The 24735-nt window shown below is 67.4% G+C and carries 22 protein-coding genes and 1 tRNA gene; 15 read left to right on the top strand and 8 right to left on the bottom strand.

The genetic code is table 11. The annotated features are described in order from the left end of the window. Positions 1-33 precede the first annotated feature (33 nt). Genes OG876_RS07390 through OG876_RS07380 form a run of 3 tightly spaced genes read left to right on the top strand, consistent with a single transcriptional unit; the run spans position 34 to position 3561 of the window. On the top strand, positions 34-1707 hold the full coding sequence (locus tag OG876_RS07390) for an NACHT domain-containing protein (protein ID WP_328524033.1): 1674 nt from the start codon (positions 34-36) through the stop codon (positions 1705-1707). Next, positions 1640-3442: a hypothetical protein gene (locus OG876_RS07385; RefSeq protein ID WP_328524032.1), complete on the top strand. Its 1803-nt coding sequence runs from the start codon at positions 1640-1642 to the stop codon at positions 3440-3442. The genes OG876_RS07390 and OG876_RS07385 overlap by 68 nt, the downstream gene beginning before the upstream one ends. Then, a complete protein-coding gene (locus OG876_RS07380) occupies positions 3439-3561 on the top strand; it encodes a hypothetical protein (RefSeq protein ID WP_328524031.1) in 123 nt (40 codons plus the stop codon). Before OG876_RS07385 ends, OG876_RS07380 begins: the two co-directional genes overlap by 4 nt. 75 nt (positions 3562-3636) lie before the next feature. On the opposite strand, the gene OG876_RS07375 is transcribed toward OG876_RS07380, so the two are convergent. Further along, positions 3637-4623 carry an IS481 family transposase gene (locus tag OG876_RS07375; protein WP_328521197.1) on the bottom strand — a complete coding sequence of 329 codons (987 nt, stop codon included), beginning with the start codon at positions 4621-4623 and terminating at the stop codon, positions 3637-3639. A gap of 168 nt (positions 4624-4791) precedes the next feature. Between OG876_RS07375 and OG876_RS07370 the strand changes: the two genes are divergently transcribed. Together OG876_RS07370 and OG876_RS07365 are read left to right on the top strand one after the other, a co-directional pair. Beyond that, positions 4792-5241 (top strand): hypothetical protein, encoded by a 450-nt coding sequence (locus OG876_RS07370; protein ID WP_328524030.1) that lies wholly within the window; start codon positions 4792-4794, stop codon positions 5239-5241. A gap of 263 nt (positions 5242-5504) precedes the next feature. Next, positions 5505-5879, top strand: coding sequence for a hypothetical protein (locus OG876_RS07365; protein ID WP_328524029.1), 375 nt, complete (start codon positions 5505-5507; stop codon positions 5877-5879). 890 nt (positions 5880-6769) lie between these two features. Here OG876_RS07365 and OG876_RS07360 read toward each other — a convergent pair. The 3 genes from OG876_RS07360 to OG876_RS07350 form a co-directional block, all read right to left on the bottom strand. Next, a complete protein-coding gene (locus OG876_RS07360; protein ID WP_328524028.1) occupies positions 6770-7549 on the bottom strand; it encodes an IS3 family transposase in 780 nt (259 codons plus the stop codon). Then, positions 7522-7668 carry a hypothetical protein gene (locus tag OG876_RS07355; protein ID WP_328524027.1) on the bottom strand — a complete coding sequence of 49 codons (147 nt, stop codon included), beginning with the start codon at positions 7666-7668 and terminating at the stop codon, positions 7522-7524. Before OG876_RS07355 ends, OG876_RS07360 begins: the two co-directional genes overlap by 28 nt. Before the next feature lie 107 nt (positions 7669-7775). Further along, on the bottom strand, positions 7776-9554 hold the full coding sequence (locus OG876_RS07350) for an IS1182 family transposase (protein ID WP_328524026.1): 1779 nt from the start codon (positions 9552-9554) through the stop codon (positions 7776-7778). On the opposite strand from OG876_RS07350, the gene OG876_RS07345 reads away from it, so the two are divergent. Continuing rightward, a complete protein-coding gene (locus tag OG876_RS07345) occupies positions 9496-10860 on the top strand; it encodes a helix-turn-helix domain-containing protein (RefSeq protein ID WP_328524025.1) in 1365 nt (454 codons plus the stop codon). The two genes, OG876_RS07350 and OG876_RS07345, sit on opposite strands and share 59 nt — an antisense overlap. 80 nt (positions 10861-10940) lie before the next feature. On the opposite strand, the gene OG876_RS07340 is transcribed toward OG876_RS07345, so the two are convergent. Further along, positions 10941-11013: transfer RNA gene (locus OG876_RS07340), tRNA-Thr, on the bottom strand. 30 nt (positions 11014-11043) lie between these two features. Between OG876_RS07340 and OG876_RS07335 the strand changes: the two genes are divergently transcribed. Continuing rightward, on the top strand, positions 11044-12252 hold the full coding sequence (locus tag OG876_RS07335; RefSeq protein ID WP_442914108.1) for an MFS transporter: 1209 nt from the start codon (positions 11044-11046) through the stop codon (positions 12250-12252). Here OG876_RS07335 and OG876_RS07330 read toward each other — a convergent pair. Then, complete coding sequence (locus OG876_RS07330; protein WP_328524023.1) at positions 12182-13369, bottom strand: MFS transporter; 1188 nt, start codon at positions 13367-13369, stop codon at positions 12182-12184. The genes OG876_RS07335 and OG876_RS07330 overlap by 71 nt on opposite strands. Positions 13370-13446: 77 nt before the next feature. Here OG876_RS07330 and OG876_RS07325 point away from each other — a divergent pair, with 77 nt between their 5' ends. Next, positions 13447-14841, top strand: coding sequence for a pyridoxal phosphate-dependent decarboxylase family protein (locus OG876_RS07325; RefSeq protein ID WP_328524022.1), 1395 nt, complete (start codon positions 13447-13449; stop codon positions 14839-14841). On the opposite strand, the gene OG876_RS07320 is transcribed toward OG876_RS07325, so the two are convergent. Beyond that, positions 14782-15390 (bottom strand): TetR/AcrR family transcriptional regulator, encoded by a 609-nt coding sequence (locus tag OG876_RS07320; protein ID WP_328524021.1) that lies wholly within the window; start codon positions 15388-15390, stop codon positions 14782-14784. The genes OG876_RS07325 and OG876_RS07320 overlap by 60 nt on opposite strands. Positions 15391-15457: 67 nt before the next feature. Here OG876_RS07320 and OG876_RS07315 point away from each other — a divergent pair, with 67 nt between their 5' ends. Then, positions 15458-16222, top strand: coding sequence for a GAF and ANTAR domain-containing protein (locus OG876_RS07315; RefSeq protein ID WP_328524020.1), 765 nt, complete (start codon positions 15458-15460; stop codon positions 16220-16222). A gap of 72 nt (positions 16223-16294) precedes the next feature. Continuing rightward, positions 16295-16591: a DUF4287 domain-containing protein gene (locus OG876_RS07310; protein WP_328524019.1), complete on the top strand. Its 297-nt coding sequence runs from the start codon at positions 16295-16297 to the stop codon at positions 16589-16591. On the opposite strand, the gene OG876_RS07305 is transcribed toward OG876_RS07310, so the two are convergent. Next, a complete protein-coding gene (locus OG876_RS07305; RefSeq protein ID WP_328524018.1) occupies positions 16581-17393 on the bottom strand; it encodes an ACT domain-containing protein in 813 nt (270 codons plus the stop codon). The genes OG876_RS07310 and OG876_RS07305 overlap by 11 nt on opposite strands. A gap of 115 nt (positions 17394-17508) precedes the next feature. Here OG876_RS07305 and OG876_RS07300 point away from each other — a divergent pair, with 115 nt between their 5' ends. The 5 genes from OG876_RS07300 to OG876_RS07280 all read left to right on the top strand — a co-directional run bounded on the left by OG876_RS07300 (position 17509) and on the right by OG876_RS07280 (position 24709). Next, positions 17509-20067: an ATP-binding protein gene (locus OG876_RS07300; protein ID WP_328524017.1), complete on the top strand. Its 2559-nt coding sequence runs from the start codon at positions 17509-17511 to the stop codon at positions 20065-20067. Between the two features lie 156 nt (positions 20068-20223). After that, entirely contained in the window at positions 20224-21072 is an 849-nt protein-coding gene (locus OG876_RS07295) for a DUF11 domain-containing protein (RefSeq protein ID WP_328524016.1), read from the top strand. Positions 21073-21254: 182 nt separating this feature from the next. After that, a complete protein-coding gene (locus OG876_RS07290) occupies positions 21255-22874 on the top strand; it encodes a sugar ABC transporter substrate-binding protein (protein ID WP_328524015.1) in 1620 nt (539 codons plus the stop codon). A gap of 3 nt (positions 22875-22877) precedes the next feature. Next, on the top strand, positions 22878-23837 hold the full coding sequence (locus OG876_RS07285) for an ABC transporter permease (RefSeq protein ID WP_328524014.1): 960 nt from the start codon (positions 22878-22880) through the stop codon (positions 23835-23837). Beyond that, positions 23834-24709 (top strand): carbohydrate ABC transporter permease, encoded by an 876-nt coding sequence (locus OG876_RS07280; protein ID WP_328524013.1) that lies wholly within the window; start codon positions 23834-23836, stop codon positions 24707-24709. The genes OG876_RS07285 and OG876_RS07280 overlap by 4 nt, the downstream gene beginning before the upstream one ends. Positions 24710-24735: the final 26 nt, after the last annotated feature.

The raw sequence follows: 24735 nt of genomic DNA, 5'->3' as shown, positions 1-24735 counted from the left end.
GTCGATGGACGCTCGAACCCGAGGACTGGAACCTTGGAATTTCCAGTGATTGATGACCCACCCGCCCGGCACCCTGATCCGAATCGCACGCCGTGGGAGGGCATGTCCGGAGCCGCCGTATTCGCTTCGGGGCATTTGGTCGGTGTGGTTGGTCAGCACCACCGCGGCGAGGGCCTCGGCACGCTAACCGTACGGTTGCTGCAGCTCCCGCCGAATAACGACTTGGACCTTCCGACTGATGCGGTGCGAACCTGGGCGGATGCGCTGCCGCAACTGCGCGAGGAGCTGCCGGTGGTAACCCCGCCCACGACGCGGAAGCTGGCGGCGAGCCGTGCGCAGGTCCTGGTCACTCCTCTCGCTCCGCGAGTCCTTGTTGGGCGGGAGAACGACCTCGATCGACTCGCTCACTTCAGCGTTTCCCCGGACCAGAGCTGGCGGTGGATCCAGGCTGAGGCCTTCGCTGGAAAGTCCGCGTTGCTGGCTACTTTCGCCCTCCATCCACCAGAGACGGTCGATGTGGCAGCCTGCTTCCTGCAGGCCACAATGGCGAACAACACCGCCAGTTATGCGCTTGACGTGTTGAACTCGCAACTGGCGGTACTCGCAGGCCGTGACAACTACGCGTCTCCGGCGGAGATCTGGGACCGCATCCCCGACCTGCTCAGCGATCTGCTGCCGGCAGCAGCGGCCGTTGCCCGACAGCAGGCTCGTCGGCTGCTCATCATTGTCGACGGCTTGGACGAGTACAGCCGAGAGGAGACATCGCCTCTAAGTTCATGGCTCCCCAGCACCTTGCCGGCGGGTGTGGCGCTGTTGGTGTCAAGCCGGGCCGGCATCCCTATACCGCTCGCCGCAGCGCATCCGCTATCAGCCCATATCGATGGTCTCGCCCCCTCAGCCGCAGCGATCGAAATCCGATCATTGGCTATTCAGGAACTTGATGGAGCGCTCGAGCGAACGGATGAATTACAGCACCAGATCGCGGCATGCCTCGCGGCGTGCGGAGGCACAATCTCGACTGACGACCTCGGAATATGGCTTGAGCGGCGAAACGGGGCCCAAGACTCTGTCCTGCCCGAGTATCTAACGAGTCAGGCTCGTCGCTGGCTCCACCGGACAATCCGCATCAGCAAGGACTCGGACCAACCTGGCGCGGAGATTCTCACGTTCACCCACGAGACGCTACGGGACGCCGCAGAGGCAAGGTTCGCCACGACGATCGCCGCGTTTCGCCGCGAGCTCCATTCGTGGGCTGACGATTACCGCAAGCGCGGCTGGCCGACCGACACACCGCCCTATTTACTGACCGGATACCCCGCATTACTGACACGATTGCATGACTCCGCGCGGATGGCGGTCCTCGCCCTCGACGCGCGTCGTCACCATCAGCAGCTCGTCCTCACCGACGGCGATGCCAACGCGCTCAACGAGATCCGTGCCGCCCAGAGCCTTCTGCTGAGCTCCGATGAACCAGATCTCGCGACTATCGGCCGGCTTGCTCGCCACCGGGGATCAGATCTCCGACCGCAACCGTTCCACGCCCACCGACCTACCCGCCGCCTGGGTTGCACTTGGCCAACCGAACCGCGGCATCGCAATGGCACGGGCCATCCCAGACGGCGATCAACGGGCCTGGGCGATGATCGCGTTGATCGCCGCGCTGGCTGCTGCAGGGGACCACCAGCAGGTGCGGCGGCTCGCCGATGATGCCGCAGCCGCCATCGCCACCATCACCATCCCGGACTCGCAAGCCCGAACACTGATCGCCTTGGTGACCGCGCTGGTCGAGGCCGGGGAGTATGAACACGCTGCGGACACTGCCGCCACTGTTGCCGATCCGTACGTGAATGCTCAAGCGATCGCCGCGCTGGTGACCGGGCTGGGGGGCCTCGGGGAGCGTGAGTTGGTCGTGCGGTTGGCCGAGGACATAGCGCCCGCCATCTCCACTATCGGCGCGGACGTGAAGGCTAAGTGGGTGACGGCCCTAGTCACTGCGCTATCTCGCGTCGGTGAGCGTTACCGGGCAACGCAGGTGGCCGAGGAAGCCGAAACCGAGGCCGCCGTCATCATCGACCCGCTTAGCCGGGCGCACACGTTGATCGGCTTGGTTGCCGTGCTTTTCGCTGTTGGTGAGCGTGACCGCGCGTTGCGGTTGGCAGACGATGCCGCAACGGCTGCCTCAGCCATTACCGACTCGTACTGGAAGGCGACGGAATTGGCGGTTCTGGTCGCTGCGCTGGCCGCTGGTGGGGAGCGCCAGCGCGCGGTGCGGATCGCCGATGAAGCCGCGAGCGCCGCCGCGGTCCTCACTAACCGGTACATGCAGACCGAGGCTCTAGGTGCTGTGGTCGCCGCGCTCATGGATGCTGGGGAGTTCGATGGCGCCATCGCCATCGTCGGTAGCGTCGCAGACCCAATCTCGAAGGCCGAGATGGTGGCCGCGCTGGTCACCCGGCTGGCCGATGCTGGGGAGCGTGAGCGGGTTGTGCGCGTGTCCGATGAGGCTGCCGCTGCCGTTGCCGCCGTCACCAGCTCGCAGCAACAGCGACCGATACTGACAGCTCTGGCCACTGCGCTAGCAGACGTTGGCCAGGCCAACCGGGCTGCGACCATCGTCGCCACCTTCACCGACTCGTACGCGCGGTCCGGGGCGAAGGCAGTCCTGGTGCCTGCGCTTGCTGCCGATGGGGAGGATGCGCGAGCTGAGCGGCTGGCCGACGAGGCCGTCGCCGATGCCGCTTCCATCGACGACTCCTACCTCCGTGCCCAGGCTCTGACTCGCTTGGTCACAGCGCTTGCCGCCGCAGGGAAGCGCGAACGTGCACGAGGACTCGCTGCCGACGCAGTTGCTCAGGCCGATGCCGTCATCGCACCGTTTCTGAAGGCTCAGGTACTGACCAACTTGGTCATCGCGCTTTTCGGAGCCGGCGAGATTGAGCGAGCACGGCAGGTGGCCGCGGAAGGCGCGAACACCGCCACGGATATCAGCGACACCCGCTGGCAGGCCGAGGCTCTGGCAGCCCTGGCCACCGCTCTGGGCGATGCCGGGGAATACGACCACGCTAAGGCCGCCGCTGAAGCCATCACCGACCCATACGAGCGAGATCAAGCGATCACAGTTCTAGTGGGGGAGATGGTCAGCGCAGGCGAGCGCGAGCAAGCAGTGCAGTTTGCCGAAGACGCCGCCGCTACCGCCGAGACCGCAATCACTGATGCAGCTGAGCAACCCAAGCACTTGATCACGCTGGTTAACGCACTGGTCGCGGCCGGGGAGTTTGACCGCGCCGCGATCGCTGTAGAGAACATCACCGACCCGGATGTGAGAGCCCGCGCGCTGGCTGACCTCGTCACCGCCCTTGCCGCGGTCGGGAAGCGGAAGCAGGCGGTGCGGCTAGCCGACGACGCCGTGACCGCAGCCGGCGCAGCCACGAGCTGGATGTGAGAGCCCGCGCGCTGGCTGACCTCGTCACCGCCCTTGCCGCGGTCGGGAAGCGGAAGCAGGCGGTGCGGCTAGCCGACGACGCCGTGACCGCAGCCGGCGCAGCCACGAGCTGGATGTGAGAGCCCGCGCGCTGGCTGACCTCGTCACCGCCCTTGCCGCGGTCGGGAAGCGGAAGCAGGCGGTGCGGCTAGCTGTTATGACCCGCGAGGTTGTTGACGCGGGTTGAGCCGGGTGATGGGTGGTTTGCCTGCGAGGGCGGAGTGGCCGCGTCGATTGTTGTAGTGGTCGAGGAAGTTGTCGAGGGCTTGGTTGCGGTCGGTGTTGCTGGTCCAGGGTTGGGCGTAGGCCCATTCGGTGAGCAGGGTGCGGTTGAAGCGTTCTGCTTTGCCGTTGGTCCAGGGGCAGCGGGGTCGGGTGTAGCGGCGTTTGAGGTGCCAGGTGGTGCAGGTGGCGGCCCAGCCGTGGCCGCGTCGGTAGACCATGGCGTTGTCGGTGAGAACGCGTTCGACGGTGATGCCGTGGGTGGTGAACCAGGTCAGGGCGCGGTGCAGGAACACGGCGCAGGTTGGGTCGCGTTCGTCGGGCAGTACTTCGGAGTAGGCCAGGCGGGTGTGGTCGTCGATGGCGGTGTGGACGTAGTCGTAGCCGATCAGGGTCTTCTTGTGCTTGTGGGCGACGGTGGCCTCGGCGCCGCGCAGGCGCCAGCCCCCTCCGGCCGGGACCCGGGCGAGTTTCTTCACGTCGACGTGGATCATCGCGCCGGGGCGGTCGTATTCGTAGCGGATCTGGGAGTGGCGTGGTGAACGGACTGGCTGGCCGGTGATCGGGTCGAGTGTGGCCAGGTGCGGAACCTGGTGGCGGGACAGGACCCGGCCCACGGTGGATGGGTTCAGGCCAAGCTCGGCGGCCAGCACGACCGCGCCGCGGCGGCGGTGCCGGCGCGCGGCCAGTACCGACTGCTCGGTCCGGGCCGGCAGCCGGTTCGGTGAGCGTCGCGGCCGCGACGACCGGTCGACCAGGCCCGCGTCTCCGGCCTGTCGGTAGCGGCGCAGCCACTTGTGCACCGTGGCCCGCGAAATGCCCAGCTGCTCGGCCACCTGCGCCGGCGGCCACCCGGCCGCGACCCGCTCAACGATCAGCCTGCGACCAAACAAGTTTGTCCGGGCATTAGCGTGGGCCATGAGGACCTCCGTGGTCGAAGTCGATGCGTCAGACACATCCACTCCGCCCGGAGGTCCTCCCACGATCAAGCCACCACGCCGTCAACAACCTGCTGGTCACAACAGCTAGCCGACGACGCCGTGGTTGCTGCGGCCGCTGCCACCGACCCATACGTCAAGGTCGATGTCATGTGTGACCTGGTCACCACACTTGCTGAGGCCGGCAAGCGGAGGCAAGCGGTGCGGCTGGCCGAGGACGCCGCAGATATTGCTGAGGCTATCTCCGACAGCCGCCCTGACGGCATGGACTGGTTCTTCCAGCCGTATGCGCTAGTTAGCGCTGTGCGAGCGTTGGCTGGCGCCGGCGAGCTCGACCGAGCCACGGCCACCGCCGCCACCATCAGTGACCCCGAACGGCGTGGCCAGGCGCAGGTTGCGGTAGTCGGCGCCCTGGTCGACTCTGGCAAGATCGACTCGGCTGTGGCGGCGGCCATCGGTATCGCCGATTCGGCCGCTCGGGTTCAAGCGGAGACCATCCTTGTCCAAGCGCTTGACGGAATCGGCAAGCGGAGGCGTGCGCTCGTGCTGGCCGACCGAGCCGCGACTGCGGCTGCTGCCCTGGAAGCCTCGATGAGGTAAGCCGAGGTGGTGTCCAGCCTGCTCGCGGTCTTGGTCGACCTCGGGCAATACGACCGCGCGCAATCCCTCGCCATCGCCATCGCCGACCCATATCGGATGGGGCAGGTCTCCACCGACCTGGTCACAGCGCTGAGCGAGGATGGCCGCCAGACCGCGCTCTGGCCGCCGCCGCCACCATCACTGACTCCTACTGGAAGGCCAAGGCGCTGGCCGTCGCCGTCGGCGCCCTGGCCCGGATTGGGCAGCTTGAGCGAGCAGCGAGGGTGGCCGAGGACGCCGCTGCCGCCGCCCTTCTTGGCGACTCGGATTGGGAGAAGGCGGGAGCACTGATCGCGCTGGTTCCCGCGCTGGCCGCGGCCGGTCAGCGTGTGCGAGCAATTCAGGTTGCCGATGACGCCGAGGGCGAAGCCGTCACCATCACCGACCCGGAGATGAAAGCCCCGGCGCTGGTCGAGCTGGCTTGGGCGATGGCAGTGATCGGCGAGCCCGACCGGTCCCGTCGGCTAATCGCTCGAGCCTGGCTCGAGGGCAGATGGGAGGCTCCGCTGATCGTCCTCGCAGTGATCGAGCCGGACGTACTCCGTCAGCTAGCCACGTACGACGACGCGGCCATACTCGCGCGGCAGGCGGGCGATTGACAGCGTGCTGCGGTCCGTCCCAGCCGACGGCATCGGCCGAACATCACTTGCACATTCCCACCAAGGTGGGGCAAGGCGCACCCATGCATGGAGGATCGCCACACTCGCGTGACGCTGGTCGTGACGCGAAGTGCAGTCGACTGGGGTGAAGGCGACGGACCTGGTTCGGCGCAGCCGGGTCCACCCGAGCAGGCCCGCCGGTCTGTCAATGGCTATGTCAATGAAACCCCAGTCATCTCAAAGGCAAATCTGACAGCGGAGACAGCCTGGATGCCATAGTTTCCGGCTGTAGACAACACTGCGTACGCTCGCACTTGTAAAGCGCTGCTCGACCGTTGCCGGCGCCCGCGGCCCGTGCGATCGCGAGTCTGTGCTGAAGCGCCTGCATCGTCCGAGCGGGCCTGCATTTTCAATCCGTGGTTGATAGTTGACCGACGCGCACGGTCTCGGCCCGCCGAGCAGGTCTGCGCGCAGGTCGACCACGTCGCGCTCGCGCTCTAAGCCCTCGCCCTCGGCAACGGGTCGACCTGGGCGCAGTCATTAGTCGCGCCGCGTCATTCGTTGAGCCTGCGCAGGCATGACCCGGACGGGTGGCGTGCCGATGTCAGGTGGAGGGTGCGCATGGCGAAGCAGTGGTTGCCGTTGGGGACGTGGGGGAAGATTTCCTCGCGGGCAGTACGCAGCGATGGCAGGGGGCGTCCGAGCAAGTTCGAAGCTAAGGCCCGGTATCGGGATGTCGATGGCCGGACTCGGCGGGTGGCTGCATGGGGGAAGTCTGCGACTGAGGCGGAGAACAAACTCCGGGCGATGTTGAAGACTCGTACGCGGCTGAGTGGGTCTGCGGAGTGGGGTTGACCCGGTTCGACGGACACGGTTGGTGTGAGGTCGGTTCAGGCTACCTGTTCGAGGGTGGTGGGTTGGGTTGATTCGAAGGTGGCGGGGCTGAGGTAGCCGAGGGTCGAGTGGCGTCGGCGGGTGTTGTACCAGCCCTCGATGTAGTCGAAGATCGCGCTGCTGGCGGCCTTGCGGGTGGGCCAGGTGCGGCGGTGGATGAGTTCGGTTTTCAGGGTGGCGAAGAAGGATTCGGCGACCGCGTTGTCCCAGCATTGGCCCTTGCGGCCGACTGACAGTCTGACACCGAGATCCCTGGCCAGGTTGGCGAACTGGGCCGAGGTGTATTGGCAGCCGCGATCGGAGTGGAACAGCACATCGGGCGCCGGCCGGCGCCGATTCACCGCGTCGGTGAGCGCCTCGGCGACCAGGCCGGTGCGCAGATGATCGGCTGTCGCCCAGCCGACCACCCGCCGCGAGGCGAGGTCGATCACGGTGGCCAGGTAGAGCCAACCTTCCCAGGTCTGGATGTAGGTGATGTCGCCACACCAGCGGCGGTCCAGCTGGCCGGGGTGGTCGGGGTCGATGCCGAAGTCGCGGCCGATCAGGTCCGGTCTGGTGGTGGCGCCCGGGTCAGGGATCGTCGTCTTCTTCGAGCGTCTCGGGATCCGGCGATGGAGGTCGGCGGCTCGCATCAGCCGCACCACCCGCTTGCGGGAACATCTCTCACCTTGAGCTCGGAGTTCGCGGTGGACCCGCGGCGAGCCGTAGGTCAGGCGGGACTCGTCGTGGATCTCGACGATCTTTGCGGTCAGGACGGCGTCGCGCTGCGCGCGCACCGAGGGCCGCCGGTGCGGTCGGCGTAGTAGGCGGAACGAGAGACCTGCAGCAACTCACACGCCCGCTTCACGCTGTGGTCGCCTCGCTTCTCCGCCTCGATGAACGGGTAACAGTTCACCGGGTCTCCTTCACGAAGAAAGCCGTCGCCCGGAGGCTGTCGCACGAATCTGGAGCCATTCGATCCGAGCGGTGTCCAGCTGCTGGATCGGAGCCGGGCCGGGCCGGTCAGGTGAGCCGGTAGACCTTGAGCAGGTTGTGGGTGGCGCAGATCAGCTTCCATTCGCTGTCGACGGCGGCCAGGCCACGGCGTGAGAGGTCGCGGATCTTGCGGTTGTGCTTGATCTGGGCGAAGACGGGTTCGATGATCGCGGCTCTCTTCTTGTAGGTCTTGCGGCCTCGTGGGGTGTCGAGCTTGCCGATCATCGTGGTCGTCAATGGGTCGGGGTCTCCGCCACGGCGTCGACGGAGCAGCTGGTTCACCCGCGCTCGGGTCACGCCCAGTTGTTTGGAGGCCTCGAGGGCGTCGATCTCGCCGGCTTCAGCACGTTGAAGGATGTCGGTGCGCTGTGTCTCGGTCTCGGCGATCCGCTTGAGTTCCCTGGCGCGGCCGGGAGCAATGAAGGACTCCACGCCTTTGAAGTTGACGTTGTCGGTGCTCCAGTAGCCCGCGTCCGCGACGACCCTGCGGACCCGTCGCTTCTCGCCTGCGGTGCGGAGGTTCTTCTTCGCGGCCCTGATCATGGGCGCGTAGGCCGGCGCGTCGTTGGCCTGGTTGGTGACCTCGGCTGCGATCACGAACTGCTGCTCGGTCGCGACCGCCTGGGCGTTGTAGCCCTGCAGGTAACCATCCTTGGTCTTGAGCATCCTGCTGTCCGGATCGGTCACGTTGGCCTCCCGCCGTGACCTGTGCGTCGCGGCGGTCGGCGAGGGCCGCCGTCCGCGGATCGGTTTACCGGTCGTCGCCTCGATTTCTGCGCGTCTGGCCAGATGCGCCTCGAACGACTTGTCCGCCGCATCGGCCTCAAGCTCGTCGAGCAGAGCACGTAGCCGGGCTCGGCGACCGCCACGCTCACGCAGCTCGCCGGCGGGCCCGTCCTGGTCCTGGTCAGCGCTTGCGTCCTCGGCTGCATCCGCAGCGGCCGCCTCGGCGAGGATCTCCTCAGCGATCTGCACTGCCGTGCGGTTGGCGTCGCGTGAGGCGTTCGCACACAACTTGGTGCCATCGATCGCGATCAACCCCGGACGCAGCAGCCCGGCACGAGCACACAGCGACAAGACCTGACCGAATACCCCCGCAATCGCGGTCTCATGAGTAGCGCGGAATCGGGCGATCGTCGCGTGATCGGGCTGCTGGTTCGCACCAACGACCCGGAATGCCACATCCTCGACCAGCCGCTTCTCGATCCTGCGGCTGGACCGTTCCCCCACGCAGTAGGCGTAGATGAGCACACCGAGCATCATCTCCGGGTCATAGGCAGCCCCACCCCGGCCATCGGCACGGTACCCGGCCAGGAACCCCGACAGATCAAGCTCAGCCACCACATCCAACACGAACCACGCCAAATGATCCTCAGGCAACCAGTCCGCCACCGACGGCGGCATCAACATCAACTGCTCACGATCCACCCGCGTGAAGTTGTAACCCACACAACGATTCTCCCGAGCCAGGACCCACCAACCGGCCGCGAAACGCACGCGTTGGCTCAGATTCGTGCGACAGCCTCCCCGCTTGAGGATCTCGACATCCTCCCGGAGCCGGCGGTTCTCCCGCCGCAACGCCGCCAGCTCGTCCTTCTCGCTCGTGGTCAACCCGCCATCACCGGTGCCGGCATCGCGTTCGGCCTGCCGCAGCCACTCCCGCACCGCGGTCTCGGTCAGGTCGAAGTCCTTCGCGACCTGACCCACCGACCGGTCACCGCGCTGACACAACTCCACGATCTCGGCCTTGAACTCGGACGTGAACGAACGCCGAGGCCGCGGCTTCTTCTTGCCCATAGACTCCATGATGAACATCCTTCCGGAGCACCAGCTCCTGATCTCGGATGTCCGTCAAAACGGGTCAGGCCCAGAGATCAAGCCTGAGAGTCGGGTGGCGGTGGCGGTTGAGTTGTTCCTGGCTGAGGTTAAGGAGCTTGGGGAGCAGGACGTTCTGGCGCCTGGGACGCATCAGACGTACCGGTGTCAGTACGACAAGAATCTTGTGCCTCGGATTGCCGAGATTCGGCTGGTTGAGTTGACGACGCCGCGGGTGAACGACGTGATTCAGGCGATCCGGAACGAGGTCGGGGTGGCGAGTGCCAAGACCTGCAAGAGCATCTTGTCAGGATCGCTTTCGTTGGCGGTGCGGCATGGGGCGTTGGCGGCGAATCCTGTTCGGGAAGTCAAGATTCGGGGGAAGACGCGGCGTCGGGCGCCGCGGGCGTTGGAGGAGGACGAGAGGGAGGCTTGGTTCCAGTTGCTGCGACAGGATGAGCGGGCAGTTCGCGCTGATCTGGTGGATCTGTGCAAGTTCATGCTGGCAACCGGCGAGCGGATCAGTGAGGCGTTGGCTGTCACCTGGAACGACATCAATCGCGAGACGGGACAGGTCGACTGCAGCTACCAGGTTCAGCGTCTGAAGGGGCAGGGCCTGGTTCGCCGTCGGGTCAAGTCTGCCGCTGGTGAGCGGGTTCTTGAGCTGCCGCGATGGGCTCTGGAGATGGTGCTCGTGCGCTGGAAGCCCGGGACGGCCCTCGACTCCCCAGTGTTTCCGGACTCCAAGGGCGGATTCCGGGATTCGCACAACGTCCAGCGTGCGCTGCGAAACGCCCGGCGGCCAGTCGGTGGTCAGCGACGAACGGAACTGGGGCAGATGCTGCAAGCACATCGGCGGCGCGCTGGCTTCACGCAAACGCAGATCGTCGGGAAGCTCGGCTGGCGGAAGACCCGGATCAGCCTGATCGAGACTGGCCGGGTGAGACTGGAGCCGGAGGAGGCGGTCGCGTTGTCCGACGCATACCGGCTCAACAAGCGCGACCGGGCAGTGTTGCTGGAGCTGACCGAGCTGGCCGGCATGCGGTCACTGGCAGACGAGATGGCTTGGGTCACTGCCCACGTCTTCCGGAAGACGACAGCGACGATCCTTGAGGACTCTGGGCAGACGCCGCGGAAGATTGCTGACCAGCTCGGGCACTCGAGGATCTCGACCACAGTCGACGAATACGTCGGTCGGCGAGCTCGAAACCCCGAGGCAGCAAGCCTGCTGGATGAGGCGCTAAGGGGCATTCATGAGCAGGATCGGCAACCGACGGAAGGACCTGCGATGGAGTGAACAGGATGCCAAAGCGGTCAATAAGCGGTCAGTTGGACCCCTCACGAGGATGCCCGGCGGAGCATCCTCGCAGGTCAGAGAGCCGGTGAGGGGACTCGAACCCCTAACCACCGCTTTACAAGAGCGGTGCGCTGCCAGTTGCGCCACACCGGCGGGTGTTGTGCCGGACCATAGTAAGGGATCGTGTGGGGGGTGTGGCGGGGGTCGGTGGGGTTTCGGGTGTTGTGGGTGGCTCGGTCGGTGTCCTTTTTGGGGGACTCAATCGGGCTGGTGGCCCTGCTCTTGTACGTCGAGGGGGCTACGGGGGCGGCGCTGGCGGTGGCGTTGCTGTTGTTGGCGGGGGACTTCACGCCGGGGTTGTTCGGGGCGTTCGCGGGAGCCGTCGGGGACCGGTTCGACCTCAAGAGGGTGATGGTCTCGTGCGATCTGGTGCAGGGGGCGCTGGTCGTGGTGATGGCGGTGGTGTTGCCGCCGTTGCCGGTGTTGCTGGTGCTGGTCGCCGTAATGAGCATCACCGCGCAGGTGTTCCAGGCGAGTTCGCGGAGTGCGGTGCCGGCGTTGGTCAAGGATGAGGAGTTGGAGGCGGCCAACTCGGCGTTGGGGGCGGGGACCAATGGGCTGGAGGCCGTCGGGCCGTTGATCGCGGCGGCGTTGTTCCTGATCACTGATGTCCGCGGGATCCTGCTGATCGATGCGGCGACGTTCTTCGTGTCGGCGGTACTGCTGAGTCGGTTGCCGGCGATGCCCAGAGCAGAGAGTTCGGGCCACGGCCTCCTAAGAGATGCGCGCGACGGCCTGGGCTACATCTGGCGCACGAAAGCGGTCCGCGTCATCGGGCTGGGGTTCTTCGCGGTGGTCGCGTTCAGTGGGGTCGACGACGTTGCGATGGTGTTCCTGGGCAAGGACGAGTTGCACGGCAGTGACTCGGCCGCGGCGATCCTGTACGCCGGAGTCGGCATCGGGCTCGTGACGGGGTTCGCCCTCCTGGCGAAGTACGCGACCAGATTCAGCATGCCTGTACTGATGATCACAGGGTTCGCCGTGAGCAGCGTCGGCAACTTGTTCACCGGCCTGGCTTGGGCGATCTGGGCCGCGTTGGCGCTGCAAGTCATCCGGGGGCTCGGCATCGCCGGCGTCGACGTGGGGATCAACACGCACCTGCAACGCATCGTCCCCCCGCACCTCCGGAGCCGCGTCTTCGGCAATCTGTACGGCGCGATCGGCCTGGCAGCCGGGATCTCGTATGTCTTCGGCGGCCTCCTCCTTCAGCACACGAATGCACGCGTCACGTTCGTTGCCGCCGGCGTCGGTGGACTGCTGGCTACGGCTGCGACAGCGCTCGGAGTTCGGCGATCGGCCGGCGGAGAGCGCGAGCCCCGGGTACGGCGATGAGCGCGATCGCCGCCATCACCAGGAACGCCGCGGACGGGTGGTCGACGAGCAGCCCGACGACGACCGCGACCAGCAGGCCGCCCAGGTTGCCGGCCATCCAGATCAGGCCGGCCGCGGTCCCTTCGGCCTCCCCGGTACGGCGTTCCACGAGCTCGAGCACGATCGGAAGAGCCGGAAGCAGGAGCAGCCCGATCAGCGTGATGGCGGCGAAGCCCGTCACGACGCCGGGCGCCAGTGCGAGCAGGACGCAGGCGGCCGCGGTGCAGCTGAGACTCACAACGAGGAGGGCCGACTCGGCGCGGCGCCGTACGACCAGGATCGGGATCACCGCGCTGCCGAGGACGCCGGCGACGACGTTGACCAGCAGGATCACGCTCGCCGTACCGCTGCTCACCCCGGCCGGCTCGAGCAGCGCCTGCGCGAAGGTGCTCATGGCAACGAAGACGCCGAACGGGAAGATCGCCAGCACGCAGAGCCGGCGGATCAGCGGATCGCCCCAGGCGATCTGCAGCGCGCCGCGATCCGGTCGTTGCCTGGTCATCTCGAAGGAACCCTGCTTGCGTAAGGCAACAATGAGGACGAGGGCCGCGACCGCGCAGAACACGGCGGTCACGGCCAGCATCGTCGGCAACGACGAAGCCGTGGTGAAGACCGCGGACAGCAGGAACGCGATCACCATGCCGAAGAAGATGCTGGCGGTGCCGACCGCGATGCCGGTCGGGCGGTCCTTCTCGACCAGGTAGCGGCCGGTGATGCCGGTGATCGCGTTCAGCACCAGCGGCTGGGCGATCGAGGCGATGATCTGCCCGGCCAGCAGCCAGCCGAAGTCATCACCGATCAGCCGTACGCCGGCACCGAGCGCGGTCAGTACGGCGCCGGCGATCAGGCCGGCCCGGAACCAGCGGTCCAGGATCAGACCGCAGGGGATCGCGAGTACGACGTACAGCAGGGGGAACACCTGGGCGAGCCAGCCGATCGCGCTTTCGGAGACGCCGTACCGGGCGGCCGCGACCGTGGTCACGCCGGCGAAGTTCAGCCAGACCAGCTGGGTCGCCGCGCCGACCAGCGCATAACCGGCAATCGCCGTCCAGCGACTCCCCGTGACCACCCGCGCCATACGCATCCTCCCAAGGCCTGAGCGAACTGTAATGCCGTCACACGCTGCATCACACGATCCCGGCGTACAAAGGAGGCATGGTGGATTGGGAAGGGCCGCTCACGGAAGCGTTCGAGCGGGCGACGACGTACCTGACCGGGCTCCCCGAGCGTCCGGTCGGCCCGCGCGCGACCGCGGACGAGCTTCACGAGGCTCTCGGCGGCGCGCTCCCCACCGGGCCGACCGACGCTCGGGAGGTGGTCGCCCACCTCGCGAAGGGAGTCGAAGAGGGCCTGTTGCCGAGTGGCAGCGGCCGCTTCTTCGGGTTCGTGTTCGGCGGCGCGACACCCGCGGCACTGGCCGCCGACTGGCTCACCACGGTGTGGGACCAGAACGCGGGCCTGTACGCCGCCGCACCCGCCGCGGCCGTCGTCGAGGAAGTCGCGGCGAACTGGCTGGTCGAGCTGTTCGGACTGCCATCCGGTACGTCGGTCGGCTTCGTCACCGGCGCCCAGATGGCGAACTTCACCGGTCTGGCGGCCGCCCGCCACGAGGTACTGCGGCGCACGGGCTGGGACGTGGAACGGGACGGCCTGATCGGGGCACCGCCGATCCGGGTGCTCGCCGGCGCCGAGCGGCACGACACGATCGACCGGGCGCTGCGCTTCCTCGGGTTGGGGACCAGTTGCATCGTGCCGATCGACGTCGACGATCAGGGCAGGATGCGGGCGGATGCGCTGGCGGCCGCGCTGGAAACAGAAGGCCCGCAGATCGTTTGCGCCCAGGCCGGCAACGTGAACACCGGTGCCTTCGACCCGATCGCCGAGATCTGCGACTTGGCGCACGCGGCCGGCGCCTGGGTCCACGTCGACGGCGCCTTCGGTCTCTGGGCCGCGGTCAGTCCCGAGTTGCGCCCGCTGGTCGCCGGCATCGACCGCGCCGACTCCTGGGCGACCGACGCGCACAAGTGGCTGAACGTCCCGTACGACTCCGGCCTCGTCCTCTGCGCTCATCCCGAGCCGCACCGCGCCGCGATGTCGATCAGAGCGGCGTACCTGATCCAGGACGAGAACGGGCGCCGTGACTCGCTCGACTTCAACCCCGAGTTCTCCCGGCGGGCGCGCGGTTTCCCTGTGTACGCCGCGATTCGCGCGCTCGGCCGATCCGGGATCGCCGAGATCGTGGATCGGTGTCACGCGATGGCTCGCCGGTTCGCGGACACGCTGGCCGCGAACGGGGTCGCCGTACTGAACGACGTCGTACTCAACCAGGTGCTGGTCCGCTTCGGCGACGACGACGCGCTGACCCGGCGAGTGGTGAGCGCGGTCCAGCGGGAAGGCACGTGCTGGATGTCGGGCACCACCTGGCAGGGCAAGGCAGCGATGCGCATCTCGGTCAGCAACTGGACAACCGACGAGGCGGACATCGATCGCTCAGCTGCCGCCGTACTGACTGCTGAAGGAGTCGAGCGTGGCCAAGGCCGCCTTGAGTGAGTCACGGAGCGGGGCGGGCCGACGGAGGGTTTGGGTCAGCAGTACGCCGCCCTGCATCGCGGCGAGGATCGTGTTGGCCAGGTAATCGGGATCGGCGTCCGGCCGGAGTACGCCGTTGTCGCGCATGGTCCGGAGATCGGTCCGGAAGCGGTCGAGCCAGCGCTGGTAGCCGGCGGCGAGGCGGGCGCGGGTCTCGGGGCGCGACTCGGCGAGCTGACCGGCGAGTGATCCGAAGTCGCAGCCGCCCTCGAACTTGCGGGCGGTCTGCCGCGCCACGACGCGGTCGGCCCAACGATGCCAGGCCTCGATCGAGTCGAGCGCGGGCTCGCGATCCAGCAGGGTTTCCGCCTGCCAGCCGATGACGTCGTCGATCAGCGTCGGCTTGTCGCGGAAGTAGTGCGTCAGCTGCGAACCGCTCACCCCGGCGACGCGCCGGATGTCCTCGAGCTGGGTGCCGGCGACGCCGCGCCGATGCACCAGATCCGCTGCGGCCGCGAGGATCCGGGCGCGGGTGGCCCGCCCCTTCGCAGTCAGTCGATCGTCGGCCATTCATCGACACTAGCGCGCCGTTTGGGGCGTCGGACCCAGAACGGCCCGGATGCCCCATGATGGGGTCATGGCGGAGGGGATTCTGGAACTGGCGCAAGAGCTGGCCGAGGTCAGCCGACTGGTCGAGGACGACGATGTCGCCACGACACTGGGCCGGTTCGTCAACCGGGTGGTGCGGACCGTGCCCGACTGCGAGGAGGCCTGCATCAGCGTGCTCGTCGACGGTAAGGCGGAGATGGTCGCGCGCTACCACAGCACCGCGGACGAGCTCTCCGAGCCGGCCCGGGCCGCCCTCGCCGAGCGGCTGATCGCGGTGGACGGTCCGGTGTACGACGCGATGGCGTACGGCGAACCGCACCGGATCGGCGACCTGGCGTCGGACCATCGGTGGCCGGAGTTCGCCGCGAGCGCGATCAACGCGGGTTATCGCAGTTGCCTCTTCCTCCCACTGCCCGCGGTGACCGGGTCCGCGGCCGCCTTCAGCCTGTTCTCGGCGACACCGGACGCCTTCGGGAGTACGTCGTACGACGTCGTGCTCCTGTTCGCGCTGCACGCCGGTGTCGCGTTCGACAACGTGCAGCTGTTCAACGACAGCCGGACTCTGGTCGAGCAGCTACGGTCCGCGATCACGACCCGGACGGTGATCGGTCAGGCCCAGGGCATCCTGATGCACCGGTACGGGCTCGCGTCGAGTGTGGCGTTCGAGGTCCTGAAGCGGTGCTCGATGGACGCCAACGTCAAGCTCCGGGAGGTATCGATCGAGCTGGTGGCGGCGCAGGACTCGGGACAGCTGACTGCGGCGCTGCAGAAGTACGGCCTGCAGACTTCTTGACCGGGCCTGTCGATTTCCGGGGTGGTCGCTCGACGCAGGTGTGTACGACGACCACAAGGGAGAGGCAGCGAGATGTCGTTTCAGGCGTATCTGGACAAGATCGAGGAGAAGACCGGCCTGACGCCGCGGGAGCTGGTCGAGAAGGCGAAGGCGCGCGGGTACGACGCTGCCGACGTGAAGGCCGGAGTGATTTGCGACTGGCTCAAGGAGGACTACGACCTCGGCCGCGGGCATGCGATGGCGATCGTCCACGTGATCAAGAACGGTCCGGGCATCAGCGACAAGCACGTCGGTCGCAAGGGCGCGCACGGCGACCCCACCAACGTCCTCTGGCTCGACGGCAAGGCGACCAACCCGCTCAGCGCCTAGTGAGCGCGAGCTCGGCGAGCTCCGCCAGGCGGTGGGCCCGGGCCGACTCGGCGGGGGTGAACGGCTCGCCTGTGCGAGTGAACGCGAACAGGCCGGTCCAGGGGGACGGGATCTTGAGGACGGTGCCGTCGGCGGGGAGCGGCGCGGCCAACGTGACGTGGTCGGTGACGAGGCGGGCGCCGAGGAGTTCGGCGACCGCGTGCGGGAGTTCGCCCGGGTCGCCGACCACACGGGCCGACAGGCTGAGCGCCTTCGTCTGGCCGTCGACCAGGGCGAGGGTGGTGGTCGGCCACGCGTGGGCGTCCCGGCCGCCGGCGGCTTCGATTGCCGTTAGCAACGAGTCGGCGTCGATCGGATCCGGGGTCGAGACGACCAGTTCGTCGCGGACGCCGTCGTCGAGCGGGTGGATGTGCAGGCCGAGGATGTTCGCGTCCAGGTCGGTCAGGTGGTGCGTCAGGCGTTCCAGCGCGCCGGTCCGGTCGTCGAGCGTGACGCGGATCCGCCACAGCGCGCCGAGTACCGCGGCCGGCCGGGTGCGTGGCGCGTGCAACCAGGATCGCAACAGCCGCATCGTGGACGGCTCGATGACCCAGATCACCAGGGCGGTCGTCACGACCACCAGCACGCTCACCGCGATCAGGTACGACGGGTGCAGCGCCAGGACGATCGCGTGCAGTGCGAACTCGACGGGGAAGATCGCCAGCAGTTTGGCGACCGTCAACCGGAGTCGTCGCGGATGCGGAAGTCGCCCGCACACATCACACGCCAGTCCGCCGGTGAGCGCCGTACGCAACGGTTCCATGCCTCCAGCGTGACCGGGATAAGTTGCCCGGCTGTTGCGGTGACGTGAAGTTGTGCGGCGTACGCAGAGCGCAGACTCTCGACGGCGAGTGGTCTGACCGTTGAGACTGGGCGGCATGGGTGGGGCGATGGTGGCGATGTTGTTCTCGGACATCGAGGGGTCGACCGTGTTGCTGCGGCGCTTGGGGGACAGGTATCTGGATGCGCTGGAGAGTCATCGGCGCATTCTGCGTGCCGTGTGGACGGCGTACGGCGGGGTCGAGCAGGGGACCGAGGGGGACAGCTTCTTTGTCGTGTTTCCGGGTGCTGGGCACGCGGTCGCGGCGGCGGTGGAGGGCCAGCGGGGGCTCGAGGCGCAGTGTTGGCCAGGCGGTGAGCGGCTGCGGGTGCGGATGGGCATTCACACCGGTACGCCGGGGGTGCACGAGGGCGACTACTGGGGGATGGACGTCCACCTCGCGGCCCGGATCGCGGCCGCGGCGCACGGTGGGCAGGTGATCGTGTCCGCGGTCACGGGTCAGCTCACCCAACTCCCCGACGGCGTCACCCTCCGCAATCTTGGCACCCACCACCTGAAGGACATCCCCGAACCAGAGCACCTGCTGCAAGTCACCGTCGCCGGACTCCAGTCGGACTTCCCGCCACCGCGCAGCCTCGGTACGGCGACCAGCCTGCCGGTCCCGGCCACTCCACTCCTCGGCCGCGAGTCGGATCTGACCCGCGTTATGGACCTGCTCGACCAACCGGACGTCCGGCTGGTCACGCTGACCGGACCGGGTGGCTCGGGCAAGACGCGACTGGCCGTGGGAATCGCCGGCGGACTGACACGCCGGTTCCCAGGCGGCGTGTACTTCGTCCCGCTCGCCTCCGTGACGTCCGAGCAGGTGATGTGGACGTCGATCGCCGAGGCGCTCGACATACCGCCACGGGAGCGTGGACGGATCGTCGCCTACCTGGCCCAACGCACGCTGTTGCTCGTTCTCGACAACCTCGAGCAACTCGCGGGCGCCGACAAGATCGTTGCCGAGATCATCGAAGGCGCGGCACATGTCAAGGTCGTCGTGACGTCGCGGCGCCCGCTCGGGCTGGTCGGCGAGTATCAGCACTCCGTGGCGCCCCTCACGGTACCGTACGACGAGACGCTCGCCGAGAAATCCGCTGCCGTACAACTCTTCGTCCAGCGCGCACAGGCCGTGCAGCCCGGATTCACGCTGACGCCGGGCAACGTGGCCGACGTGGTCGCGATCTGCCGCCGGCTGGACGGGCTCCCGCTCGCGATCGAGTTGTGCGCGCCCCGGATCCGGGTGCTGAGCGTCAAGGAATTGCTGGCCCGCGTCGACCAGACCCTCGACATCGCCTCGACGAGCAGCGTGACGCCGCAGCGGCAGCGCACGCTGCGCGAGACCATCGCGTGGTCCTACGACCTGCTCAGTCCCGAGCAACGGCAACTGTTCCGCCGGCTGGCCGTCTTCTCCGGCGGCGCGGACCTGGCCGCGGTCGAAGCCGTTGCCACCGGCACCGATCCGCTCGACGCCATCGCCGAACTCCACGATGCGAACCTGATCACGCTCGCCGAAGGCCCCGAGAGTACGACCAGGATCGTCCAATTGGAGACAATCCATCAGTACGCCGACGACGAACTGCGAGCCACCGACGAGGCCGGCGCCGTGCGCGCCAACCACGCGACCTACTACGCCGACCTGGCCGAGCACCTCGAGGCGCTGAAGAAGTCGACGCATGGCGCGGCCCAGGACCGCGCCGAAGCCGACCTCGACAACTTCCGTGCCGCGCTCGACTGGTCCACCGAGCACGACGTGCGGACAGCCCTCCGCCTCTGCTCGGCGCTGGGGTGGGTCTGGGTACTCGGCGGGTACCTCGCCGAGAGCCGCCGGTGGCACGAGCGCGTCGTCGCCGCAGCCGGCGACACGGCCTCGCCGGAGCTGGCCGCCTGTCTTCGCGGATTGACCAATCTCCTTCTCATGCAGGGCGAAACGAGCCGCGCCCACGAGGTCGCGACGCGCAGCCTGGAGATGGCCCGGGAGCTCGAGGACCCGGCCGCCATCGCGTTCGGGATGACTGTGCTCGGTTCGGTGCAACGCCAGCAAGGGGACCTCGAGGCGGCGCGGCTGACTCTTGCCGAGGGCGTCGATCGTCTCCGCCCGCTCGACGAGGCCTGGCGGCTGGCCCGGGTGCTCAGCCACCTCGCCGGCATCGAGGAGGGTCTCGGGCACTTCGATCGCGCGGAGGAGTTGCTCCGGGAGTCGCTCGCGATCACGGAGTCGACCGGTGACGTCCACGAGGCCGCCGTACAAGGGCAGAACCTGGCCTTCCTGCTCGCGCTCGCCGGCCGGGTCGACGAGGCGAGTGAGCTGGCTCGCGAACTGGTCCCCACGATCGTGGCGCTCGGCAGCCCGAGTCTCACGATGGCGTTCTCGAACACCGCGATGAACATCCTGCTGCGGCAGGGGGATCCGGTCCGCGCCGCCCGGTTGTTCGGAGCGGAGGAGGCGATGGGTGAGCGCCTGGAGATCGCAAACCCGTACCTGGAGGAGGAGCTCGCGGAGGCGCTCGAGCTCGTCGGCGACGCGCTGACCCGCGAGGAGTGGGAGCGGCACCGGCGGGAAGGCCGCTCCGAGCGGGTCGAGGATCTCCTCAACCGCCTCCCGGTCGGCTGATCCAGGCGTGATCCTTGCCTCCCGCAAGGATCAGACCCGCCGAGCGGTTGTGCGCGCCGTGAGGGGACTCCATACTGCTCTCACCGCCATCGGCGGTCTGTGGGGGCAGGAGTCTAACTGGGGTTCATGGAAGCGGGGGGCTTTACTATGCATGCTTTGAGGACGTTTCGTGCTGCGCTGGTAACGGCGCTGGTGGGGGCCGGTCTGGTGACCGGCACCCAGATGGCGGTGGCCGCGCCACCGTCGAGTGTGATCTCGGTCAGTACAACCTCGGTCGCGCCGGGGCAGACCTTCACGATCACGCAGACGCTGAACAACGACCGCGACTTCGACATCATCGGCGCGAAGGCGGGGCTGTACGCCAAGGAGCCGGCCTCGCTGCCCGGCCTGATCGACATCGTGTCCTGCCCGGAGGCCTACGCCTGCGACGTCCTGGGCAGCAGCATCCGGGGCGGGTTCCACGAGGTGAAGGCCGGCCAGTCCGTGACGCTGAACTGGACGTTCCGGGTGAAGGACGACGCTCCGGCGGGGACCATCCAGCTGCAGCACCAGTTCATCGGGGAGAACTACGCGTTCGAGATCATCGACGGACCGTCGCTGACGATCGAGCCGGCCCAGCAGGACGCCGACGTCGCGGTGTCGCTGAGCGCATCGGTGAAGACGCTCGTCGGCTCGCGGATCACCTACACGGTCACGATCAAGAACAACGGGCCGGCCGATGCGACCGGCATCCGGGTGGTCGGGACGTTCCCGTCCCCGCTGGTGTACGTCGGGACGACGTGCGCCCGGGTTGGGACGACCAGATCGGTCAACTGTGACGTCCCGTCCCTGGCCAGTGGTGCCAGCGTCACCCGGACGTTCACGGCCGACGCCAGACTGCTCACGGTCGGCCGGCTGATCGCGACGGCTCAGCTGTCGGCGAGCTCGCCGAACGACCCGGCCGCGGGCAACAACAGCGACAGTCACACCTGCACGGCGCTGACCAGCCTGCTCGTGCGTTGCTGACGACGTACTGAGGTAGTAACCGGCCGGCGGCCGCGGGTTCTCGGACCCGCGGCCGCCGGCTTTTGGGCGTCGCCGACAAAAGTTCGTGCTTGCGCCTTGCATCGAAGGGCGAGTCCGGTTTACGGTCCCGGTTAACGTTTAAGTGAGTGTTACTGAGCACTTGTTCATGACTTGGAGCAGCTATGATCAGTCGTCGGCGATTCCTGCAGGTGACCGGGGCCGCCGTGGTTGCCGGGCCCACGCTCGCTGCCTGCGGTGACGGCGGTACGGCGAACGGCGGTGCGAAGGCGTCCAGCGAGCTCAAGCTCCCGACGTACAAGCCCTTCGAAGGGCTGCGGCCCGATCTGCCGGGCGCGGAGTCGGGGCTCGAGCCGGGGTTCCTGAAGTTCCCCGCGGACGCGATCTCGAGCGTGAAGACGCCGCCGCTGAAGAACGCGGTGACCGCGCTGACCGAGACGTTCGCGACGCCCCCGCCGCCGATGGGCAGCAACCGGATGTGGCAGTCGCTGAACCAGGCGCTCGGCGCCGAGTTGCGGCTCACCATCGGGACGGACCCGGGCTACCCGGAGAAGTTCGCCACGCTGTTGGCGAGCGATTCGCTGCCGGACCTGATGTGGCTGCCGCCCAACCAGGGCATCCCGAACATCGGCCCGATGCTCGAGGCGAAGTTCCAGGACCTGACCAAGTACCTGTCCGGCGACGCCGTCCTGGAGTACCCGAACCTGGCCGCGCTGAAGCCGGCCTCGTGGCGGACCGCCGTGGTGAACGGGAAGATCTGGGGCGCGCCGATCCCGTCGACGCCGTTCGGTCAGGTCATGATGGGCAACCCGCGGACCTGGGAGAAGGTCGGCGGCCTGCAGTGCTCCAGCGCGGACGAGTTCTTTGCCAAGTGCAAGGAACTGACGAACGGCACCAACTACGCGCTCGAGCCGGCCATCATCAACATGCTGCACATGTTCGGCGAGTGGTTCGGCGCCCCGAACAGCTGGCGGGTGAACTCCGACCGCTCGCTGACCCACCTGTACGAGACCGACAACTACCGGGCCGCGGTCGAGTACGCCGCCAAGCTGTGGGCTGCCAAGGTGTTCTACCCGGACCTCAACCTGGCCGACGCCACTCCGAAAACCGTGAACGGCCAGATCGCCGCGCAGGTCACAGTGGGCCCGCGCGCGACGTCGGACTTCCGCGCACTGGACCCGACGCTGTTCGTCGACACGATGATCCCGTTCGGCCATGACGGCAAGGCGAAGCCGGTCTACGACATGGGCTACGGCACGGTCGGGTTCACGCCGTTCAAGAAGACCGACGAGGGCCGGATCCGCGAACTGCTCGCGCTGATGGACTACCTGTCCGCGCCGTTCGGCACCAAGGAGTACCTGCAGAAGAACTTCGGCGTCGAGGGCCAGCAGTACCAGCTGGACGCGCAGCAGAACCCGGTGCTGACCAAGGCCGGCACCCAGCAGGCGCCCGGTCTGGTCAGCGCGCTGCAGATCATGAACGCACCGGAGAGCGTGATCTTCAACCCGGCGTACCCCGAGGACACCAAGAAGATCTACGCGACCGAGCAGAAGCTGCTCGAGCACGCGATGCGCAACCCGACCGCCGGCACGTACTCCGACACGTCGAGCAAGCTCGGCCCGAAGCTGACCGCGGCGTTCCGCGACACGATCGTCGACATCGTCACCGGCCGGCAGAAGATCGACGCGTACGACGCGGCCCTCAAGCGCTGGAAGTCCGGTGGCGGCGACAAGATGCGCGACGAGTTCGCCGCCGTCCTGCCCGCCAGTGTGCCGGTGTCCTGATCGATGCTGAAGCGAGCTGCCTCGACCAGGCCGGTCAAGGCCGGTCTGCCCTTTGCGGCGAAGTGGCGCCGGGACTGGCAGATGGTGCTGCTGATGATCCCGGGTGTCGTGTTCCTGCTGGTGTTCTTCTACCTGCCGGTGCTCGGCAACGTGGTCGCGTTCCAGGACTTCCAGCCGTACCTCGGCATCATGCACAGCGAGTGGAACGGGTTGCAGAACTTCGTCAACCTGTACGGCAACCCGGACTTCTGGGACGCGTTGCGGAACACGCTGCTGCTGGCCGCCGTACAACTGCTGCTGTTCTTCCCGGTGCCGATCGGGCTGGCGCTGATCGTCGATTCGCTGGTCAGCAACCGGTTCCGGCGGTGGTTCCAGACGATCGCCTACCTGCCGCACTTCCTGTCGTGGGTGCTGGTTGTCACGCTGTTCCAGCAGTCGCTCGGCGGAGCCGGGTTCGTCAACAATCTGCTGCGGAACGCGGGCCTGAACCCGATTCCGTTCATGACGAACCCGGACACCTTCCCGCTGCTGGTGGTCGCACAGCTGGTCTGGAAGGACGCCGGCTGGGCGATGATCATCTTCCTCGCCGCGCTGACCACCGTGGACGTCTCGCTGTACGAGGCGGCCGCGGCGGACGGCGCCGGCCGCTGGCGGCGGCTGTGGCACATCACGCTGCCGTCGCTGCGCACCGTCATCGTGCTGCTGCTGATCCTGCGGATCGGCGACATCCTGAGCGTCGGGTTCGAGCAGTTCATCCTGCAGCGTGACTCGGTCGGCCCGGGTGCGGCCGAAGTACTGGACACCTTCACGTACTACGCGGGTGTCGTCGGCGGCGACTGGAGCAGTGGAGCCGCGGCCGGGTTGGCCAAGGGCGTGGTCGGGGCGTTGCTGTTGTGGGGTGCGAACTCGCTCGCGCACCGGCTCGGTGAACCAGGGATCTTCCAGAAGCGTGGTGACTCGTGAGACCAGTGTGGAAAGAGAAGCCGGCGCCGTTCTACCAGTCGATCAAGGGCGTCGTACTCGGCGGATTCGCGCTCGTGATCGTGATCCCGATCCTGGTGGTGATCTCGACGTCGCTGGCCAGTGACAAGGACATCATCGACGCCGGCGGCTATGTGTTGTGGCCGTCGCATCCGACGCTGAAGGCGTACCAGACGCTGTTCAGCGGCGGGTTGATGGGCCGGGCGATCCTGGTCAGCGTCTTCGTGACGCTCGTCGGTACGGCGATCGCGCTGGCGGTCACGATCGCGTTGGCCTACGCGACCTCGCGGCCGGTGCTGTTCGGCCGGCCGGTGCTGCTGATGGTGTTGTTCACGTTGCTGTTCGCGCCGGGGATCATCCCGATGTTCCTGGTGGTGAAGCAACTCGGGCTGCTCGACAGCCTGTGGTCGCTGATCCTGCCGGGCGCGTTGGGCGCGTTCAACTTCGTTGTCCTGCGCACCTTCTTCATGAACGTGCCGGGTGAGTTGCTGGAGAGTGCGCGGATCGACGGCGCGAGCGACTTCACCATCCTGCGGCGGATCGTGATGCCGTTGTCGAAGGCGGTGATCGCGGTCGTCGGGCTGTTCTACGCGGTCGGGTTCTGGAACGCCTTCTTCAACGCGCTGCTCTACCTGAACGACACGTCGAAGTGGCCGGTGCAGGTGATCCTGCGGACCTACGTCCTGCAAGGCAAGTCGCTCTCGGCGGATCAGCTCGGGGTGGAACCGCTGCCGCAGCCGCAGTCGCTGCAGATGGCCGTGGTGGTGGTCGCGCTGGTCCCGATCGCGATGGTTTACCCGTTCCTGCAGCGACACTTCACCAAGGGCGTCATCACGGGAGCCGTCAAGGGCTGATGCCGTCTGCGAGAATCGACCGTATG

The sequence above is a fragment of the Kribbella sp. NBC_00359 genome, assembly GCF_036097425.1.
GTDB lineage: Bacteria > Actinomycetota > Actinomycetes > Propionibacteriales > Kribbellaceae > Kribbella.
Note: the sequence above shows the minus strand (reverse complement) of the source record. Positions and strands in the feature narration are given on the sequence as shown.

What these genes read in the sequence shown, in the direction of transcription:
- OG876_RS07325 (WP_328524022.1), top strand. Translation starts at nt 13,447, where the DNA reads ATGGTGGATTGGGAAGGGCCGCTCACGGAAGCGTTCGAGCGGGCGACG.
- OG876_RS07350 (WP_328524026.1), bottom strand. Translation starts at nt 9,554, where the DNA reads ATGGAGTCTATGGGCAAGAAGAAGCCGCGGCCTCGGCGTTCGTTCACG.
- OG876_RS07385 (WP_328524032.1), top strand. Translation starts at nt 1,640, where the DNA reads ATGATCGCGTTGATCGCCGCGCTGGCTGCTGCAGGGGACCACCAGCAG.
- OG876_RS07315 (WP_328524020.1), top strand. Translation starts at nt 15,458, where the DNA reads ATGGCGGAGGGGATTCTGGAACTGGCGCAAGAGCTGGCCGAGGTCAGC.
- OG876_RS07310 (WP_328524019.1), top strand. Translation starts at nt 16,295, where the DNA reads ATGTCGTTTCAGGCGTATCTGGACAAGATCGAGGAGAAGACCGGCCTG.
- OG876_RS07330 (WP_328524023.1), bottom strand. Translation starts at nt 13,369, where the DNA reads ATGGCGCGGGTGGTCACGGGGAGTCGCTGGACGGCGATTGCCGGTTAT.
- OG876_RS07300 (WP_328524017.1), top strand. Translation starts at nt 17,509, where the DNA reads ATGGGTGGGGCGATGGTGGCGATGTTGTTCTCGGACATCGAGGGGTCG.
- OG876_RS07305 (WP_328524018.1), bottom strand. Translation starts at nt 17,393, where the DNA reads ATGGAACCGTTGCGTACGGCGCTCACCGGCGGACTGGCGTGTGATGTG.
- OG876_RS07285 (WP_328524014.1), top strand. Translation starts at nt 22,878, where the DNA reads ATGCTGAAGCGAGCTGCCTCGACCAGGCCGGTCAAGGCCGGTCTGCCC.
- OG876_RS07320 (WP_328524021.1), bottom strand. Translation starts at nt 15,390, where the DNA reads ATGGCCGACGATCGACTGACTGCGAAGGGGCGGGCCACCCGCGCCCGG.
- OG876_RS07290 (WP_328524015.1), top strand. Translation starts at nt 21,255, where the DNA reads ATGATCAGTCGTCGGCGATTCCTGCAGGTGACCGGGGCCGCCGTGGTT.
- OG876_RS07375 (WP_328521197.1), bottom strand. Translation starts at nt 4,623, where the DNA reads ATGGCCCACGCTAATGCCCGGACAAACTTGTTTGGTCGCAGGCTGATC.
- OG876_RS07370 (WP_328524030.1), top strand. Translation starts at nt 4,792, where the DNA reads ATGTGTGACCTGGTCACCACACTTGCTGAGGCCGGCAAGCGGAGGCAA.